Annotated in this window: 18 protein-coding genes; 9 read left to right on the plus strand and 9 right to left on the minus strand. The window is 43.9% G+C overall.

Annotated features, from left to right (window positions below; translation table 11 throughout):
• Positions 1-26 precede the first annotated feature (26 nt).
• On the plus strand, positions 27-1946 hold the full coding sequence (locus M9194_RS02045) for a TRAP transporter permease (protein WP_250610666.1): 1920 nt from the start codon (positions 27-29) through the stop codon (positions 1944-1946).
• A gap of 70 nt (positions 1947-2016) precedes the next feature.
• Here M9194_RS02045 and M9194_RS02050 read toward each other — a convergent pair whose 3' ends face one another.
• The gene (locus tag M9194_RS02050; RefSeq protein WP_250610667.1) at positions 2017-3024 is read right to left on the minus strand and encodes a nuclear transport factor 2 family protein; all 1008 of its coding nucleotides are present in this window, start codon (positions 3022-3024) and stop codon (positions 2017-2019) included.
• A 197-nt stretch (positions 3025-3221) separates the two neighbouring features.
• Between M9194_RS02050 and M9194_RS02055 the strand changes: the two genes are divergently transcribed.
• The 3 genes from M9194_RS02055 to M9194_RS02065 all read left to right on the plus strand — a co-directional run bounded on the left by M9194_RS02055 (position 3222) and on the right by M9194_RS02065 (position 5540).
• Positions 3222-3686: a GNAT family N-acetyltransferase gene (locus M9194_RS02055; RefSeq protein WP_250610668.1), complete on the plus strand. Its 465-nt coding sequence runs from the start codon at positions 3222-3224 to the stop codon at positions 3684-3686.
• 80 nt (positions 3687-3766) lie between these two features.
• Positions 3767-4126 carry a hypothetical protein gene (locus M9194_RS02060; RefSeq protein ID WP_250610669.1) on the plus strand — a complete coding sequence of 120 codons (360 nt, stop codon included), beginning with the start codon at positions 3767-3769 and terminating at the stop codon, positions 4124-4126.
• 25 nt (positions 4127-4151) lie between these two features.
• Positions 4152-5540, plus strand: a complete 1389-nt coding sequence (locus M9194_RS02065) for a class II fumarate hydratase (RefSeq protein ID WP_250610670.1) — start codon at positions 4152-4154, stop codon at positions 5538-5540.
• 43 nt (positions 5541-5583) lie between these two features.
• On the opposite strand, the gene M9194_RS02070 is transcribed toward M9194_RS02065, so the two are convergent.
• Positions 5584-6414, minus strand: coding sequence for an isocitrate lyase/PEP mutase family protein (locus M9194_RS02070; RefSeq protein WP_250610671.1), 831 nt, complete (start codon positions 6412-6414; stop codon positions 5584-5586).
• 11 nt (positions 6415-6425) lie between these two features.
• Positions 6426-9083: an aconitate hydratase AcnA gene (acnA, locus tag M9194_RS02075; RefSeq protein WP_250610672.1), complete on the minus strand. Its 2658-nt coding sequence runs from the start codon at positions 9081-9083 to the stop codon at positions 6426-6428.
• 331 nt (positions 9084-9414) lie between these two features.
• On the opposite strand from acnA, the gene M9194_RS02080 reads away from it, so the two are divergent.
• The 3 genes from M9194_RS02080 to M9194_RS02090 all read left to right on the plus strand — a co-directional run bounded on the left by M9194_RS02080 (position 9415) and on the right by M9194_RS02090 (position 12569).
• Positions 9415-10212, plus strand: coding sequence for a substrate-binding periplasmic protein (locus M9194_RS02080; RefSeq protein WP_250610674.1), 798 nt, complete (start codon positions 9415-9417; stop codon positions 10210-10212).
• Positions 10213-10328: 116 nt separating this feature from the next.
• Positions 10329-10655: a DUF4286 family protein gene (locus tag M9194_RS02085; protein WP_250610676.1), complete on the plus strand. Its 327-nt coding sequence runs from the start codon at positions 10329-10331 to the stop codon at positions 10653-10655.
• A gap of 345 nt (positions 10656-11000) precedes the next feature.
• Complete coding sequence (locus M9194_RS02090; protein WP_250610678.1) at positions 11001-12569, plus strand: ATP-binding cassette domain-containing protein; 1569 nt, start codon at positions 11001-11003, stop codon at positions 12567-12569.
• Positions 12570-12580: 11 nt separating this feature from the next.
• Here the strand turns inward: M9194_RS02090 and M9194_RS02095 are convergent, their stop codons facing one another.
• Positions 12581-13033: a hypothetical protein gene (locus tag M9194_RS02095; protein WP_250610680.1), complete on the minus strand. Its 453-nt coding sequence runs from the start codon at positions 13031-13033 to the stop codon at positions 12581-12583.
• Positions 13034-13225: 192 nt separating this feature from the next.
• Here M9194_RS02095 and M9194_RS02100 point away from each other — a divergent pair, with 192 nt between their 5' ends.
• The gene (locus M9194_RS02100; RefSeq protein ID WP_250610682.1) at positions 13226-14239 is read left to right on the plus strand and encodes a hypothetical protein; all 1014 of its coding nucleotides are present in this window, start codon (positions 13226-13228) and stop codon (positions 14237-14239) included.
• Between the two features lie 5 nt (positions 14240-14244).
• Here M9194_RS02100 and M9194_RS02105 read toward each other — a convergent pair whose 3' ends face one another.
• From M9194_RS02105 to M9194_RS02125, 5 genes are all read right to left on the minus strand, one after another.
• A complete protein-coding gene (locus M9194_RS02105; protein WP_250610683.1) occupies positions 14245-15039 on the minus strand; it encodes a helix-turn-helix transcriptional regulator in 795 nt (264 codons plus the stop codon).
• 1 nt (position 15040) lies between these two features.
• Positions 15041-15523 (minus strand): YbhB/YbcL family Raf kinase inhibitor-like protein, encoded by a 483-nt coding sequence (locus tag M9194_RS02110; protein WP_250610684.1) that lies wholly within the window; start codon positions 15521-15523, stop codon positions 15041-15043.
• A gap of 142 nt (positions 15524-15665) precedes the next feature.
• On the minus strand, positions 15666-16091 hold the full coding sequence (locus M9194_RS02115; RefSeq protein ID WP_250610685.1) for a bifunctional diaminohydroxyphosphoribosylaminopyrimidine deaminase/5-amino-6-(5-phosphoribosylamino)uracil reductase RibD: 426 nt from the start codon (positions 16089-16091) through the stop codon (positions 15666-15668).
• Between the two features lie 108 nt (positions 16092-16199).
• The gene (locus M9194_RS02120) at positions 16200-17015 is read right to left on the minus strand and encodes an ion transporter (RefSeq protein WP_250610686.1); all 816 of its coding nucleotides are present in this window, start codon (positions 17013-17015) and stop codon (positions 16200-16202) included.
• A gap of 181 nt (positions 17016-17196) precedes the next feature.
• Complete coding sequence (locus tag M9194_RS02125; protein WP_250610687.1) at positions 17197-18105, minus strand: aldo/keto reductase; 909 nt, start codon at positions 18103-18105, stop codon at positions 17197-17199.
• Between the two features lie 280 nt (positions 18106-18385).
• Here M9194_RS02125 and M9194_RS02130 point away from each other — a divergent pair, with 280 nt between their 5' ends.
• A complete protein-coding gene (locus M9194_RS02130; RefSeq protein WP_250610688.1) occupies positions 18386-19351 on the plus strand; it encodes an HlyD family secretion protein in 966 nt (321 codons plus the stop codon).
• Positions 19352-19362: the final 11 nt, after the last annotated feature.

The raw sequence follows: 19362 nt of genomic DNA on the forward strand, positions 1-19362 counted from the left end.
TCTAGCTTGATCAATGGAGTTGATCCATGAATAAACACAGTTTTAGGTTCCACCAAGCGTTAACCGACAAACTTGTTCACATTGCCACAATACTCGCCATTGGACTGACTGTTTTCCAGCTATGGCAAGGCATCACAGCCAGCCTTTCTGCACCTGTGTTCCGTCCCCTGTACTTAAGTTGGGTTTTGTCCTTGGTGTTTTTGGTTTATCCGTTTAGCAAAAAAACCAAATCAAATCGTTTGTATGCTGCTAGCCGCTTGATCGATTTTGGCTTGGTGATCGCCGTTTGCTGGGCTGGGACACAGTTGATCCAGTTTGACTACGACGACATCAGTTTCTTGTTAAATGGCCTGCAACCGGCCGACGAGATCGCTGGCGCTATTATTATCGTCGCTCTGCTAGAAGCGACCAGAAGAACCGTAGGCTTGGTCATGGTCGCTATCGCGGCCATGTTTCTTCTCTACGCTCTGTATGGCAATCTGCTACCAGACACCATTGCCAGTACCGGATTTAATACAGAAGAAATCATTCGTTTTCATATCTTTTCTACCAATGGCATCTTTGGCGCGCCGCTTGCCATTGCCGCAGGCGTCGTGTTTATCTTCGTATTATTTGGTGCTTTTTTACAGGTCACGGGGGCTGGGCAATTTTTTATCGATATCGCCTTTGCAGCCGCGGGGAAATACAGAGGTGGTCCTGCTAAAGCCAGTGTGTTGGCGTCCGCCGCATTAGGCTCAATTACAGGCTCAGCGATTGCTAACACTGTCACCACAGGCTCTCTTACCATACCTATGATGAAAAAGCTCGGCTATAAACCTGAACAAGCCGCTGGCATAGAGGCGGCAGCATCAACAGGGGGGCAAATTATGCCACCCGTGATGGGGGCTGGAGCTTTCGTTATGGCTCAATTTACTGGTATTCCATATAGCGAAATTCTCATCGTATCTATCGCGCCAGCGATTCTCTATTTCCTGTGCACGCTATTCTACGTGCACTTGATGGCCTGTAAGCTTGGTATTCAGGGTATGCCTAACACAGAGAAAGTGCTTACTGTGCTAAAGAAAGGTTGGCACTTTTTGGTCCCCTTGCTCCTTATCACTACTCTGCTGCTGATGAGTTACACACCCGTCCTTGTCGGTATCGCAGGCTGCGCGGCCATAATCATTGCGGCGATGTGTAGAAAGCAAAGTCGCATTACCCTGTCTAAGCTGATCGAAGGTATGAAAACCGGTGCCATCATGGCGTTACCCATATCCATCGCCTGCGCAACTGCAGGAATCGTAGTCGGTGTGGTAGGCCAAACAGGTATCGGGCTGCAGTTTACGCAGTTTTTAATTGCTTTATCTGGTGGACAACTTTGGTCCGTATTAGCATTGATAGCGGTAGCTGCAATCGTACTAGGCATGGGCCTGCCAGTTACGGCTGCCTATATCGTATTGTCTGTTATGGCAGTTCCCGCGTTAACCAACCTCGGCGTCGGTTTACTGGCTGCTCACATGATCGTATTTTGGTTGTCGCAAACTTCTAATGTCACCCCACCTATCGCATTAGCCGCATTTGCTGGCGCAGGAGTGGCGAAAGCGCGGCCGATGGCTTCTGCCATTCAAGCTTTCAAGCTCGCGTTAGGTTTTTTCTTCATCCCAACCATGATGGCGTTTTCGGGACTTATCTGGGTACATGGACAAAGCATGGATTTTGTCGTTTCAATATTAGCGACAATTGGGCTCATTATCGCCTTTGCAGGAGGCATTGAAGGAAGGCTGTTTCATGTTTTGCCCACCTATCAGCGTGGGCTGCTTCTCACGTTAGGCGCTGCCATGATTTTCAGCTCTGATCCTATACGGTTAACCTTACTGGTGGGTATTGTGCTTATTGCCATATTGAATCACCGCCGAGCTAGCACCCAACTACTAGACTCAGAGCAACCATGTGCCTCAAAAACTTAACCCGCATCCAATCTATCCTCGCCCTCAAATAGAGGGCGAAAGATGTATATACCCAAGTGACTTCAAGATGCTAGGGGTTCATAATTTGCTGAGTACGCTCAAATACATCCAACCCCTGCTGTTTGAGCCAATATGGAATGTCAATCAGTACCCAGTTTTCCGACAGCTTGTCCCCTTTCCGATAATACACATCCACCACCTGCATATCGGCACGAATTTCCCCTCCCGGCATGCCCAGAAAACCGCCAATAGGCGTATTCGATAAATTTGGCCACCCAAAGAAGCAAGCAAAGTTACCCTCAGCAAAGCGACATACATGACCATTAAATTGTTTATCTTTGAGATTATTGCGAAATGGCAGTTGGTGCTGCTGTTGATAACGAGGAATAGTGTAGGAGGCGCCAATGCCACAGGGCCCGTACCATACCATGTCTTTACACCAGCTTTTTTCTAATACTTCTGGTGGGCAACTCATTGAACCACTCTCATTAAGGGCGCTGAGATCATCGACCATCTGATTGACAAGGGCTAACGTCTCGGCACCCTGTTCTTCTGGGGCATCATCAAACAGCAAGCCATTGTGGTCACGAGGTCCCGGATAAACAAAGTGTCTGCCCGTCGAAGGGGGTAAAGGATAACAACCTGCCTGTTCCATCACACCAAGTAAATCGATAAATAAGCCCGTTTTAGTGATTTTGCCATTCTCTACACAATTAAACTCTGCATAACGAATGTTGACCATTTTTCTGGTCGCGCGAATACCTAGCCAATCCTTATCAAAAAGCCCCATAAAGTGGCCCATACTCATCACCCACTGCTCACCATTCATCTCATTGTTGCCAGCAATAAAGATATCCTGACGCCGTTGCAATCGGGTCATTGATTGCAGGAGTGGTGTCCAGAACGCGTTCGCAACTGCAGTGATTCCTGTTTGTTCGCGAAACGGATACACTCCTTGCCAAACATAGTCCTCACTAACATAATCGTTGAGCACACTCACCACAGCATCTGGCGCGGCTCTTTCCATCGCATCAAAATATTCCCGTACTACACGTTTTGCCTGCTGAAATTTGCTCATACTAATTCCTAATAATGTTATTGTTATCTGCTGACGTCCGATACTACCCACAACCTACTCAGTAAAACCGTGATACAAATCTCTATATTTTGAATACGTATCCAAACCAATAAAAAAGCCACGCTGTACGAGCACTTGCCTCGAATAGCTAATCTGATAGTCTAATTCGCTCTGGTCATAGAAAAGGAAGTAACCATATGAAAGTTAAAAATTTAATGGATGAGCCAACACACCTGAATCAATTAGCAGTTTGGCACCACCAAGAATGGACACATTTAAACCCAGGTCAAACGCTCGAAGAGCGGAAGGAAAAAATGCGCCTTTATCTTGGGCCTGAATTACTTCCAAGCACATTTATCGGCAAAGTCGATGAAGAGTTGGTCGGCTCTGCGGCCATTGTCGAGTGTGATATGGACAGCCATCCAGAGCTATCACCATGGTTAGCCAGCGTTTTTGTCGCAGATAGTTTTCGCCAACAAGGATATGGCGGCCGTTTGGTCAAACATATTATGAGTGAAGCCAAAGCCGCTGGTATTGAAAAGCTGTATCTGTTTACCCCTTCGCAAGCTAAGTTTTACGCTAGCTTAGGTTGGAAGGTCCACAGTGAGGAACGGTATCGTGGTGAAAACGTTACGGTAATGGAAGTCTCCCTACATAAATAATAATAAATCTCATTTGCATTTATAAGTTATAGGTGGCATGGTAATGCATCATTGGTTTAATCATTCGTAGAGCGAGAACAATGGACACACCGACTCCTTGCCTTAAACTCATTCGAGATAAGATTCGCTTCGGCCAAGAGCCAGATAACCCGACACTGGTTTCTCTTTGGCTTCACGCTGAACAAAACGAGCTAGATCACCACTTGTCCACTCACATCCTACGCCAGTCTTATGAGGCACAGTTTTACTTATTACTAGAAGCGATCGTTGATGAGCTGGTTTCTCGTCAATGGCGCTGCACCTGCCTTGACAACATTTATCGCCCCCTGAGTTGCTTGCAAAAACTCAGTAACTCTAAGGCATCGTGTGAAAGAATCAGAGACTTAATGAAAGAGCTGGCAGTGACAAGTCGATATGTCGAGCACAGCCTACGCATGTAAACGAGTTAACCCTACGAGGAATACCATGAATAATGTTCGGATAGAAAAAGACAGTATGGGCGAGTTAGAAGTGCCAGCTGATGCACTGTATGCTGCCCAAACCCAGCGGGCAATCAACAATTTCCCAATCAGTGGACAAAGTATGCCCTCGTCTTTCATTAAAGCGTTGCTGCTAGCGAAATATGCCGCGGCGCAAGCCAATGCGCAATTGGATATCATACCAACCTCAATGGCAGAGGCGATTTGTACATCAGTGAATGACCTACTTAATGAGCCTAACTTCATGGATCACTTTCCCGTTGACGTGTATCAAACCGGCTCAGGCACCAGTTCTAACATGAATGCCAATGAGGTGTTAGCTACCCTAGCAACAAAGCACTATGGACAGAATGTTGGTGCCAACGACCACATCAACTGCGGCCAAAGTAGCAACGATACCATTCCATCCGCCATTCATATCAGCGCGGCCATAGAGCTCGAAGAAAAACTGCTTCCGGCGCTTGCGCATCTAGAGAAAACAATACGTAAAAAAGCATCAACGCTAGATGGTTATGTGAAAACCGGGCGCACCCATCTCATGGATGCCATGCCAATCCGACTGAGCCAATCTCTTGATGCATGGGCAGATCAGATAAAGCTCAACATTAAACAGCTAACCGAATACCAGCCTACTATTCAAAAGTTAGCCCAAGGTGGGACCGCTGTCGGTACGGGTATTAATGCGCATGCCAAGTTTGCCACTGCGTTTAATAGCGCACTGAGCAAAAAAACGGGCATACCATTTGCCGCCGCAGAAAACTTCTTCACGCATATCGGCACAATGGATACCGCAGTCGGTTTGTCAGGCCTGCTAAAAACCTCTGCGGTATCGCTGCTGAAAATCGCGAATGACTTACGCTGGATGAACTCAGGGCCATTAGCTGGACTTGGTGAAATTGAGTTACCTGCGCTGCAACCAGGATCGTCGATCATGCCCGGTAAGGTCAACCCTGTAATACCAGAGGCTGCCGCTATGGTGGCCGCTCAGGTGATAGGAAATGATGCGACCATTACGGTAGCAGGACAATCTGGCAACTTTGAACTCAATGTCATGCTGCCAGTGATTGCTAAAAACCTGCTTGAAAGCATCGAGCTGCTGAGCAATGTTTGTACCTTACTTGCCGATAACGCCATTGCTGGATTCACGGTAAGAGAAGATAAGCTTAACGAGGCGTTAGCACGTAACCCGATACTGGTTACTGCCCTTAACCCCATTATCGGCTATATGAAAGCGGCGGAAATTGCCAAACTGGCCTACCAACAAGGTAGACCTATTGTCGACGTTGCCGCTGAACATACCGATTTAAGCCGAGATGAACTCGTCGAGCTGCTGTCACCTGAGAAACTCACCCATGGAGGCATTCATCAGCAGTGACGGCTCACATGTAGCTAAGCATACGCCTGAGCAAACGTCAGGTTCAGGCGTTCAGCACCTTCTTTGTGCCAATAATCTCTTCTCTTTCCGCAAAGCTGACTAACCGGTCTTTTATGCCTTTCGAGTGTCCATGCACTCGGATCTCCGCCAATGTATCTTGCATCGCTTTGATCGAAGCACGCTGTAAGTCACTTGGATCGACGACTAAGTTGTAACCCCACTCTTTCAATTTATCTAACGCGACAACAGGCGTTTTGCCGCTATAAAACATATTCAGTAATTTAGGGTAGTGTAGCTGCTGACCAATATATTTAATTTGCTCTTCAGTTCTCGGCGCTTCAACAAAAATCATATCCGCTCCAGCTTCCATATATTGATGGGCTCGCTCAACGGCATCTTCAATGCCATTCACCGCAATCGCATCGGTCCTTGCAATCAGGTACAAGTCATCCCCAACGCTGTCTTTAAATGCTTTTATTTTGTCGGAAAATTCACTGACACTCACGATTTGTTGACCATCATAATGCCCACAGCGCTTAGGCAATTGTTGATCTTCCATATGAACGCCCGAAACGCCTGTGGCCTTAAAACGTTTCGCCGCAAATGACACGTTGACTTGGTTCCCGTAACCGTTATCGAAATCCCCAATGACCGGAACAGATACCGATTCAGCGACTTGATATAATATATCCGCTATCTGCGTGTAGCTTAATATTCCCAAATCAGGCAGCCCTGTACTTCTAGAAATCGCGCCACCAGAAGCATAGATTATTTCAAAGCCTGCTCGCTCCGCCAATTTTGCCGATAGCCCATTGTATACACCTGGAGCCACAAATAGTTTATCTTGAGAAAATAATTCAAATAATTTGTTCATAGTAATATCTCTTATTTGTATATATTTTTAAAAGCCGTTTGTATCAATCCACCATTGGATAGATATTGAGATTCCAATTTCGTTTCAACGCATAGCTGGGCTGTAAACTGGATATCATGTATAGCACTTTTAGCAGTTACCCGGATGAGCCGTTCATTGCCTTCTATCGCTGTAAAAGAGAAATGTTCATCGCCCACAATACCTAAACTTTGGGCGGAATCGCCATTGATGAATGAAAGAGGGTAGACGCCCATCGCCACCAAGTTACTACGGTGAATTCGCTCAAAACTTTCTGCAATGATCGCTTGAATCCCCAATAATGCCGTGCCTTTTGCTGCCCAGTCTCTGCACGACCCCGTCCCATATTCCTTGCCCGCTATCACTATCAAAGGCGTGTTATCTTTGGCATATCGCTGCGCTGTCGAATGGACCGTATCAATTTCGTTCGTAGGGTGATAAACGCTGTATCCCCCTTCTTTTCCCGGCACCAATAGATTTTTCAAGCGCAGGTTGGCAAATGTCCCTCTTACCATCACTTCATGGTTGCCTCGTCGAGCACCATAAGTATTGAACTCTTTTTTCGAAACATGGTTAGAGAGTAAATATTGTCCGGCTGCCGAGTGCTCATCAATAGCCCCAACAGGAGATATATGGTCGGTCGTAATACTGTCGCCAAGCTTTAACAATACCCTGGCATTATGTATTTGGCTTACATCACTGCTAACTTCAGTATCAAAGTAATCTGGGGATTTGAGGTAAGTAGACTGCTTAGAAAAAGAGTAAACTTGGCCATGTTTCACGGGTAAACTATCCCACTCTTTAAAACCAGAAAATATATCTTGGTAAGCCTTTTCAAATAATGATGAATGTAGATGTTCAGACTTGATCTGCGCTATTTCGTCTCGCGTTGGCCAAACTTCCTCTAGGTACACAGGCTGATCATGTTTGTCGTTACCCAATGAGTCGGTTTCTTTATCAAATTGGATCTTGCCGAAGACGGACAGTGCGACAACAAGCAATGGAGACATAATGTAATGAGACTTCACCAGAGGGTGAACCCTACCCTCAAAGTTTCTATTTGCCGAGGTAACAGCGGTCACAATGAGATCTTGAGATTTAATCTGATGCTCTATCTCATGGTTTAAATCACCAGAGTTTCCAGCACAAGTTGCGCACCCATATGCGACAATATTAAAGCCTAGCCGCTCAAGGTAAGGTAGTAGTCCTGCATTCGATAAATAATCGTGGACCACTCTAGAGCCTGGCGTGAATGACGTCTTAATGTTTTGATTGACCCTTAGCCCTCTCTCAACCAATTTTTTTGCCAGAATGCCCGCACCAATTAATAAATCAGGATTCGAGGTGTTAGTGCACGAAGTAATCGCAGCAATCACTATGTCACCATGGTTTAACCCTTCAACCTGATCCTGTCTGTGTGCTTTCTCTATACCGTAACCTTGTCTGACAGCGGGCGCTGTTAATGCATCGGTAAAGTTTCGTTTTAGATCTTTCAGCCTCACTTTATCTTGAGGTCTTTTGGGGCCTGATAGAATAGATTCGATATCACAAAGGTTAATCTTCACCACATCTGAATACTGGGGAGTGATCGTAGAGCCATCTCTAAATAAACACTGCTGAGCCATGTACGCTGCCGTTAGTTCCGCATACTCCCCACGGTTGGTTTGATGATAATATTCCATGGTTTTTTCATCGATTGGGAAGTAACCCATTGTCGCGCCATACTCTGGTGCCATATTGGCGATGGTCGTCCTATCATAAACCGATAGCTGCTCAATTCCCTCGCCAAAAAATTCAACATAGCAATTCACCACGCCATGTTGTCGCAGCCGGTTGGTAATGTATAACGCGACATCGGTTGTCGTCACTGTATCGGTGATGCTTCCAGTGAGATTAACCCCGATCACCTTCGGCAGCCGGATGACGTAAGGTTGACCTAACATGACGGACTCGCCTTCAATACCACCGACGCCCCAGCCGAACACACCAGCGCCATTAATCATAGTGGTATGTGAATCTGTTCCGATTAGCGAATCTGGGCAAACTATTGTTTTATCACCGTCTGTAGAAAAGCAGATACCTTTGGCCAAATATTCCAAGTTGATTTGATGGATAATTCCTTTACCTGGGGGGATTAAATGAAAGTTATTAAACTCTTGCGCTCCCCACTTGAGTAAACTGTATCGTTCCTGATTCATCTGGATTTCACGTTCAACATTTTGACTCAGCGACTGATTCGTTCTGACGTGATTCACTTGCACAGAATGGTCAACGACCACATCCGTTCGAACCAAAGGATTGACTTTTCTTGGCTCAAAATCTCGCTTAATCGCCTCGCTTCTGATTGCCGAGAAATCCACCAACGCAACCACACCAGCCAAATCATGCATCACAATTCTCGTTGGCATAAACGGAATTTCTTTATGGTGGTGTTGATGTTCTACCCAGCCTAACACTGTTTTTAAATCATCAATTGTTGTAAACGAAGCATCCAAATTTCGTAGCACGTTTTCGGCTAATATTCTGATTGAGAAAGGTAATCTCGATATATCTATGTCTAATGCGTTTGCTGCTTTAGTAATACTATAACCATGGTACTCTTTATCATTACATCTGAAAGAAAACTTTGATTGTTGTTTTAATTCCATCATACTGACCTCATCATACTTGCAAAAAGCAAATAATCATTTATCAACTACGAAATATCTGGCTCTTTAAATAAATTATTTATTCAAGCCAAAAAACAAACCTAAACCACCTCAAGTGAATAAATATAGAATCTCTATAAAGCACTTGAAAAATAGTCATTTCAATACATGGCTTTATATACGCTTTGACAATAGTATGCCTATAAAACACAAAATGGTTTATTAAATTAAACTAACATGTCTGTTAGAAGCTATGTTAAATCAGCCTTTCTCCCAATATCTGCAATAGCCAACTACACTGATACTATGTTGTCACAAATTTAATATAGGGCCCATGCTCCGATTCCTTCTAGCCTTCTCACTCATATTCAGTGTGTTACCTGCTCAGTCTCAAACCCAATCTTGGGATGACATCACCTGGATAACTGAAGAGTTTCCACCATGGAGTTATACCGAAAATGGTGAGCTCAAAGGCTTTTATATAGACTTGTTAGAAGCGATTTGGGCTGAGCTCGGAGTAAATAAAACCAGAGACGTAATCCAAGTATTGCCATGGGCAAGAGGTATCTACTACCTGGAACACCGACCCGGGACGGCACTGTTTTCTATCGCTAAATCCAAAAGTCGTGAAAAACTCGGCTTTCAGTGGGTTGGCCCAGTGAATGCCAATAATCGATTGGTCTTCACTGTAAAAAAAGATAGCCAATTAGCCATCTCTTCGATGACAGAGGTTAATACAGGATTTGGTAAGCAGTCTATCGGCGTGATTAACAAGGATATTAGCGAAGAGATTTTTCTAGAAAACGGAGGAAGTGAGGCAAAATTGCATCGACTAAACTCGGGCAGTGCTTTAGTCAAAATGCTGGTTGCTGGCAGAATATCAGCCATATACTACAAACACTTTCAAACCTTTTATCACATCAGAGCGCTAGGTTACGACGCTACTGAATTTGAATCCATATACGTGGTTGGTTCATCAGGCCCAAATCAAGACAGCTATTTTGCTTTCCATAAAGATACGGATTCCAAGTTAGTAGAGAGTTTTAGAACGGCGTTTAAAACGCTGGAAGAAAAAGGTGTCATTAGTGATCTGCTGCTCAAATACAGTCCTCCGAAGTTATCCTCTGAGTAGCGACGTTAACGTATAGGTTTTTGTACATGGCTAACTGATTAAATCCCGGTAAGCTCTTGATATAAAAACCGATAAGAACAACAATATGTTAACTTAATTGCAACAGGGAAAGACTGATGATTTTGTATGAAGTAAACCTCGATATTTCCGATTCCATTTATGATGACTATATGGCTTGGCTAACCCCCCACATTAAGGAGATGCTAAAGTTTGAGGGCTTTATAAAAGCCGATATTTTCCACAACACAGAAAGCGAAATCGGCGTGAAAAAAGTCACCGCCGCTTACTTAGTCGATAGTGAAGAAAATTTAAACCACTACCTCAGCGAGATGGCCGCCAGTATGCGCTCTGACGGCATCAATAGATTTGGAGATAAGTTTTCCGCCACTCGAAGAGTGTTAAGGCTGACGGAAAGTTATGAAAGTGAAGTGAACCAACTTTGATTCAACTTCTACAAGCAAACTGAATATTTAAAAGCTTTGTGCAGACTTGTCTTTATTCTGAAGTAGCCCATTCAGAATAAAGACAACATTGTTGACTCGAGATATTAAAACTCGCTAGTATCAAGCAACCAGTTCCCAAGGAGTCTACGCCGTCATGAACAACTAAACCTGTTCGTCCATTTTTTATCATTATTTTTTTGGATACACAGGGTTAGTAGGCGTAGCTCACTTTCCAGCATTTCTACGCAGGCATGGTTTTCCACACCATCAATATTTGAGGTCTTAGCGTAGAATACATCTCTGTATATTAGCTACGGCTGTTGCCCCTACCTTAAGGAGGCAAGAATGCCAGTTCTACACGCAACTAATATTAGCTATCAGTTTGAAGATGGAGAGACTCTATTTCACAATTTGTCATTCACAATGGTAAAACAGCGTGTCGCTTTAGTTGGACGTAACGGCGCAGGAAAGTCGATATTGGCTTCTGTTATATCTGGAGAAAAAAAGCCATCCACAGGTGCTATTACTCTTCCAGACTCTCACGCGGTATACCATCAACAGCCGTCAGAATTGATGTCCAGCGAACTTTCTGTCGCGCGATTCTTAGGTAAACATCATGTCCTTAAAGCAATACAAATGATCGAGTCTGGTCATTGTTCACAACACTGGTTTGACATTGTTGGTAATGAGTGGGATTTGCCGGAGCGCCTTAGAAATCAGCTCACGAACTTGGGGCTACCATCTGATCCTTACATGCCCTGCTCTCAACTAAGTGGCGGTCAGCTGGCACGACTGCGCCTTTACCAAATATTTCAAAACGAAGTGGAACTTGTTATTCTTGATGAACCTTCCAATCACCTTGATGCGTCAGGTAAGCAATGGCTGATTGAATCAATGCAAAGCTTCCCAAGATCTGTTCTACTCATCAGCCATGACCGTGAACTGTTATACCAAATGGAAGAGATTTGGGAGTTATCTAGCCTAGGTTTGCGAGTTTATGGCGGTAATTACGATACTTATACCGAGCAAAAACGTACTGAATCAGAGTCGGTTGAACGTCAGCTTAACCAAGTCAATAAACAAGCTAAATGGCTAAACCTACAAGCGCAGCGTAATCGAGAAAAGGCAGATAAAAGAGCGGCTAAAGGCCGCAAACTAAACAAAGAAGGGAGCCAATCCAAGCTACTGCTTAATAGTAAGAAAGACAAAGCCACTTCACGCGTTTCTAGTCGCAATAAAAGTGAAAAATCACGTCAAACCACCCTACAACACACCGAGCTCGCGCTAAATGCTAGAAAAGAGCATATCGCTAAACAGTATTTATGTTTTTCCAACCATTCAATTCGCTCTCGCAAAGTCATCTCTGTATGCGAAGGCGTGCTACCTTTTGGCAATGCAAAACCTATCACGTTTCAATGCCATTCAAATGAGAAACTGCACCTAACAGGCAACAATGGCTCAGGTAAATCAACCTTGCTACAAGTAATTACCGGGAAAGCATGCCTAAAACAAGGAACACTACTAGTTAATACTCCATTGTATTTTTTAGATCAACATTTTACGGCAATACGTCCAAAGCTCAGTATTCTCGAAAATGTGATTCTACAATGTGATAAGGCGGCAGAGATGAATGCTAGAACCTTGCTTTCAGGTATCGGGTTTACTCGTGAGCGCGTATTTCAGTTAGGTAATACGCTCAGTGGAGGAGAGAAGATGAAGTTAGCGATGCTCATAGCTAGCCAACAGGCCACCTTGCCTTTGTTATTACTGGATGAGCCTGATAACCATCTCGACCTCGACTCAAAATTAACCTTGGCAAACGCCCTGAAAAAATATCGAGGCGGTTTCATTCTTGTTAGCCACGACAAAGATTTCGCTGAAGAAACGGGAATCACTCGACAGATAAAATTGTAGCTAGGCTCCTTCTAAACGAATAACCCGAACAAGCGGTGTCTAAAGTTGTTGCCTGAGCGACTAAACAGAAGCCATGAGTAGAACACGGAACCAATGAGGACACCAACAAACCCACCGCCAAGGAAATTTATGGGAGACGCTAGTGCTCCCCATAGGGCAAATTGTTTTGCGAATACGAAACAGACAACATTGCAAACGCTGAGCACAAAGGCAGATATCGCGAATCCACTGAAAAACGCCACACGGCCAAGCTTCAATTTTGAAAGTAGTAGATAACTTAACGCGCCCATCGTTGACCCCATTGCCAAACCACATGTCGCAGCCCAAATTAGCGTTGTGATTGGATATCCAGGATAAAGCACTAAGCCATAGACGACCCAAAGAACAAACTCGCCAAACAACGAAAGCCCAATCGCCCAAAGCAACATTAAGCGTGCTCTATCTTGTGAAGTGTCTTCGAACATGGTTATACCCTCTGTCACATAATCCTATACATCGTAAACCTTGACCTTTAGGTAAGGTCAATATAATTTATTTTTATGCAACCATATTTATATCATCTAAGCTAAGACATTAAGCGGTAGAGGGAATTACCGTTTGCATAGAACATCCAAAAATACACAAAGTCAAATGAAATTAACCAGTTAGGGATCGACATGGCTAAAACAATCGTATTTTTTAATCTCGCAGACATGCATGAGCATGGACTCGCCAAAACCAGCGTTAAAGCATTGGAGAATAAATACCCCAAATATTCATGTGTCTATGAATTTTTCGCTGGGGCCAACAAAGTTTATCAGATTAATCTATTTGGCCTACTCAAAGGCGATTCCGACCCCAAGTCTGGTGTACCTGAGACCCCGATAAATCTGATCAGCCGACCTGAAATAGCAAACAACCCAATACTCCGAGAGCGCTCGGCTATTACGATGCTTTGCAGCACAGCGGATAAAATTATGCTGGGTATACATGGAAATTTTGATAACACCGAAGAGGGTTTTGCTGGCCTTGGTTGGGGTTGTGGCACTGGGGTCGTGGGGTCTTATCGAGAGTTTACTAAACTTCTATCCAGTTTCTTGATGCCAACCAAACACTATAAGTTGTCTCTTATCGTCTGCTTTGGCGCTAGATCTCAGAACTATAAAGTGAACCATGACGGTGACATTGACGAGTACGATATAAAAAGCAGTTTTGCCTACAAATTCTATTCACAGATCTGTACCAAATTTAACGTGACCATGACTGCCCGAACCGGGTCAGTGAGCTTCGATAGCCAAACTGGTCGATCTTTGGTTCAGTCAGAAGCCGCCGTTCGCGCAGCGATAGAAGATGCAGAAATACAATCGGCCGAACAAACAAAACGCGTGGCAAGAGATTACCAGCAGCTACAAGAATTTATGACGCGAAATGAAGACGGGCAAAAAAAGTATATGGCTATGTTGGAAAGAATGGATAACCCCCACGCCCTACCCCGTAACCCACCTGAACGAATCATAAAATCGTACAACACTATTCGAACTAATGTCAGCAATCTCTCTAGTCTCTCATCTGAAATGCTGTCCAAATATGGGAAGTTTGTGTATTCCTACGATGCGGGTGTCGTCACTGTCTGTCGAAAGTATGAACAAGGACAAAAAGTCATGAATGTGCTTTATCAAGGGGCACTATAGTAGGTTTAATCTTTTAGAGTATTCATATACTCCCTTGGCGTAACGCCAAACTTTGCTTTAAACCTCTGGCTGAACCTGCTTTCTGATTGGTAGCCACAGAGCTGTGCCAGTATCGATACTGGCATTTTCTCTTTTTGCATAAGGTTTAACGCATGATTAAGCCTCACATCAGTCAACAATTCTCTAAACTGAATGTCTTCTTTGTTCAAATGGCGAATGAAAGTGGCGCGGCTCATAGCAAAGGTCGCTGCAATAGAAGTCAGTGTATGAGGTTTTGCTGGAGAGAAAGAAAGATAGTGACTGACTTTTTGGCTCAGCGTTAATTGGTTACTGGCAAATAGGTAATGAAGCACGCCTTTTTCTGCGAGGTGCTGATATAAAGCCATCAACAAAAAAGTTTGTGTTTCACCGCTAAGATCTGACTTGCCTAGCTCACTGAGCGCATTCAACATATTCAATAGTGCTTTATCACTTTTGATAATTGGCACGGTATTTTTGGTGAGAATGCTTTGACTTAAACTGAGCAGAGCTTCCGTTGGTTGGCAAAAGAAGCTAAACACTTTCGACGAAAAGTAGCCGTTATGTGGTTGATTTTCGAAGTTAAGAGAAGTTGCAGCACCACAAAGTAGAAGTGATGTATTGGATATGATCATCGAATTATCGTGCCAATACAGTTTTTTACTGCCCGACAGTACCTGAATTATACTGGGAGAATGAGCCTTTACGTTTCGCAGCTTCTGGAGCTGCTCTGCTCGGAAGCGAGTAACTTGATAAAGGCTCTTGTCTATTGAACTAAACATCCTAACGAGTATAGGTTGCCGTCAAAGTAGATTTGGCTATTGCAATACTATTTAAATTGAATCCAACAACAGCTGACGTTGCGCCTTCAAGTTCTAATGCACTTTCTGGTAACGCCCACACCGTAAATTGATAACGATGCATCCCATGACCTTCAGGAGGACAAGCGCCACCAAAACCAATCTCACCGTAATCGTTGCGAAGCTCGATTGCACCGAGTTCTTGCATGTCTACACCACGAGGAAGTTCTGTCGTCTGGGCTGGAATATTGAATGCAATCCAATGCCAAAAACCACTGCCCGTTGGCGCATCAGGGTCAAATGCAGTAATAGCAAAACTTTTCGTGCCTTGGGGCACATTATGCCATGACAACTGAGGTGATAAGTTGTCGCCACTGGCTCCCCAACCTGAAAACTCGAATGTTTTCGCCATTGGGTGACCTTCTTTGATATCTTCACTGATTAAAGTAAATTTTTCGGTGCTCATTGTTATTTCCTTCACTTCGATAAGTGGGCTTATTATAGAGCCGCCAAACATTCAAAACCTAACATTAAGTCTCATAATTAACAGCATCACCGTGTAATATGATACTTTAGGTACACTTAGTGAATTAAAGGAAATAAACCGCTCACGATTTACCTAAATACGGGGTTAAAAATGGGCTCACCTTGTTCGAGCAACTGCCAACCTCTACCTGGATGCCCGCTTGCTGTAAAATCTCAATACCTTTACCGCTATTTCTAGGATCGGGATCCAGCATAGACACCACGACATTTTTAATCCCCGATTGAACCAAGGTTTTCGCACATGCTGGGGTCCGTCCAACGAAGGAGCAAGGTTCCAACGTGACATAAGCCGTGACGCCTTCCATGGTGCCTTTGTAAGCCTTCAGCGCTTCAACTTCCGCATGATTGCCGCCGACTTCTTGCGTGTGGCCTTGTGAGACGACTTTGCCATTTTTGACCAATACACAGCCAACGGGAGGGTTCGGTTTGCATTCAGGCAGTGCCTTTCGTGAGACTTCCAAAGCCTTCAACATATACTTTTCGGACATAAGTACAACATTACTAAAGTGTTCAGTTTTGCGTGCTCCGAGTATACGCCTGCCATTATCTCTAACTCAAGCCTTGCTACACGCAATATCATTACTCATCTTTACCGACTAACGCTGCCCTTTATTATTCGCGTGAAGTATTGCCTTGATCTCAGCCAACTCTTGTTTGAGATCGGAAAGTGTAGGTTCGTTGTCTATCTTAGCTTGTTCTTGCTTCGCACTGGCATGTTCTTGTTCTAGCACATTCACAACAATACCAATCACCATATTTAAAAATGCAAACGCGGTAAAAAATATAAAAGATAAATAGTAGAGCCAGCTAAGTTTATACACTGTCATCGTCTCATACATCACATCCGTCCAATCTTCAAATGTCATCACCCGGAATAAAGTGAGAAGGCTAATCGATATATCACCCCACAAATTAGGATTTATTTCACTAAAGAATGTGCTTCCCACAGCGGCGTAAATATAGAAGATAATAAACATCAGCAGCATCACATAGCCTAATTGGGGCAATGCTTTGATCAATGAGTTCAGTAGCATTCTCAGCTCAGGAATAATGGAGACCATCCTAAGCACTCTGAAAATCCGAACCAAGCGACCAACCAGGGCGAGCTCACTATCTGAAATGGGGATTAAACTCACTATCACAATAAGCGTGTCAAACACGTTCCAACCATTATGGAAAAAACGCTTTTTGTCTTTTTCTGCTGCGAAGCGAATGAGGATCTCAAACAAAAAAATCAACGTGATCATCCAATCGAGAACGTGGATGAGACGTAGCACAAAATCAGGTAACGAATAAGTCTTCGCCCCTATCACCAATGCAGAAAAAATAATGACACCGACAACAAATAGCTCGAAGATTTTGTTACTTCTTAGCTGCTCAAACCTAGCTTGCCATGACAGTGACGATTCCATTCTTTAGCCTCCTTTCCAACACCAAAACCTTAGTGTTTCCCTTTAGCGTACTTCATGTACGTACATAACAACTTTCTGATTAATACCTTAAATCCAGCAAAAAGTTCAAACTAAAAAGCCCCATAATTTTACGCTCATAGGGCTTTTATATCGTTATGTGATTTAAACGAGTAATTTGAGTCTATGGCACACCGTGCCCTTTTGAAGCGACCCAGATTCTAAACCATTGTTCGCGGCTTAATTCAATATCTAAAGCTTTAACCGCTGTTTTTACACGCTCTATTTTACCAGAGCCTAGAATGGGTAAAGGACGACTTGGTAATCGGTTCACCCAAGCGTAAATCACTTGGTCAATAGATGAAGCACCAACTTCCTCGCCAATCGCCTGTAGCTCAGTTCGTACTCTTTTCGCTTGGTCACCGACACCATCAAATAAAGCACCACCAGCAAGACAAGACCATGCCATCGGTCTGGTACGCAGCAATTGAAGTTGATCCAAAGTACCATCGTGAATCACATTAAAATTGAGTGGGTTTATCTCGACTTGGTTGGTCACCAAAGGCTTATTTAATCTGGATTGCAATAAATCGAATTGATATGGGGAAAAGTTAGACACGCCAAAATGCTTTACCTTGCCTACTTTACGTAACTCATTGAACGCTTCTGCGACTTCATCCGCATTCATCAATGCATCGGGGCGGTGAATGAGTAGTACATCTATTTCGTCAACTCTCAGCCTTTCTAGAGAGTTATCAACGGATTGATAAATATGTTTTGCGCTCGTGTCATAGTGATTGATTTTTCTATCTGGCGTTTTGTCACCACACAGTTTGATATCGCATTTAGTGACAATTTGAATTTCATCGCGAACCGCTTTATCTATAGCTAGCGCTTCCCCAAACAAATTCTCACATTCATAATTCCCATAGATATCAGCATGATCGACAGTGCTGATACCAAGTTCAATATGTCGCTTTAAGAAGCTAAGACGCTGTTGTGGCGACATGTTCCATTCGGCTAACCGCCAATAACCCTGTACTAACTCTGATAATTCTGGCCCTTGCGGTGCGACCAGCGCTTTTGCAACCATGAGTTTCTCCTTTAGTTAATCTCACCAGAGAGTAAGTTGCTTAAATGTTTTTCTCAAGCGTAACTTCGACTAAACAAACATTGCGCCATTGCTAAATCACTAACTCAAGTAGCCTGTAATTTACCACGTTCCGATAAGTACATAACTTACTGTAAAGTAATACATTTCACCTACCTTTGCAGCCCCTGCAAAAGTGCTTTGCGTTCATCGTGTTGTGACATGGATCACCAAGCATTAATCTCTCCCTCATTGAAAGCAAATAGAGACCTGAGAGCGAACCATGTCAAAGCATCACTGGCTATATACCATCCTCGCGTGTGTTGTACTTTATGCAGCCTACTACACGTCTGGATACTTCTTTGTTTACAACAATGATGCGTATGTCAACTCAGACTGGGTTAATGTTCCAAGCCAACTTGACGGCAAAATAGTTAAAGTCTTGGTTAAGAATCACCAAAAAGTGACTGTTGGACAGCCATTAGTCCAACTCGATGCCACCAACTACTCACTCGCTCTGAAACAAGCACAATCCGCGTTAGCTGCTACTAACAGCACGATAGATATCGACAACTCGAATATTCACTCTGCAAATATCAAGCTCACACAAGATAAGTTTCAACTGAACTTAGACCAAAAAGATCTCATGCGAGATGTTGCGTTAGAAGCCAAACACTTAATTGCGAAACAGTCAGTAGATGCCGAACAAACCAAAACGAAAATCGCTCGTTTGCAAGTCGCCAGCGATAAAGTCGCACTCAGCAAAACTAAGCAACAACTTCTGCTAGATCAAAAAAATGTGCAGAAACTGCAAGCGACAGTCGCCAAAGATCAATGGCAGCTGAACAATACGACCATTCGGGCCAGTGTTTCTGGGTATGTGAGTAATCTTGACCTACAGCCTGGTGATTATGTTCAACAAGCGGACAACTTATTCAGCATCGTAAAGGATAACTGGTGGATCACAGCAGATATCAAAGAAAGTAACTTGATAAAGATTCAACCAGGGCAAACCGCCTGGGTTTATCTAACGAGCAAACCTGGCCACTTATACAAAGCCCATGTCGTCAGCATTGACCGTGGTGTCGCACGCTCACAAAATGAAACAAGAGGTGGCCTGCCCTATGTTGCGCCAGCGACCAGCCTGATACGCTATGAGTATCGAGTACCAGTAAAACTTCAGCTCGATGAACATATTCCCGGATTGATAAAAGGACTCAGCGCTAAGGTATTTGTGTTCCCAGCTTAGAGCGTGTAAAT

The organism is Vibrio sinus, assembly GCF_023634645.1.
In the GTDB taxonomy this organism is placed as follows: Bacteria; Pseudomonadota; Gammaproteobacteria; order Enterobacterales; family Vibrionaceae; genus Vibrio; species Vibrio sinus.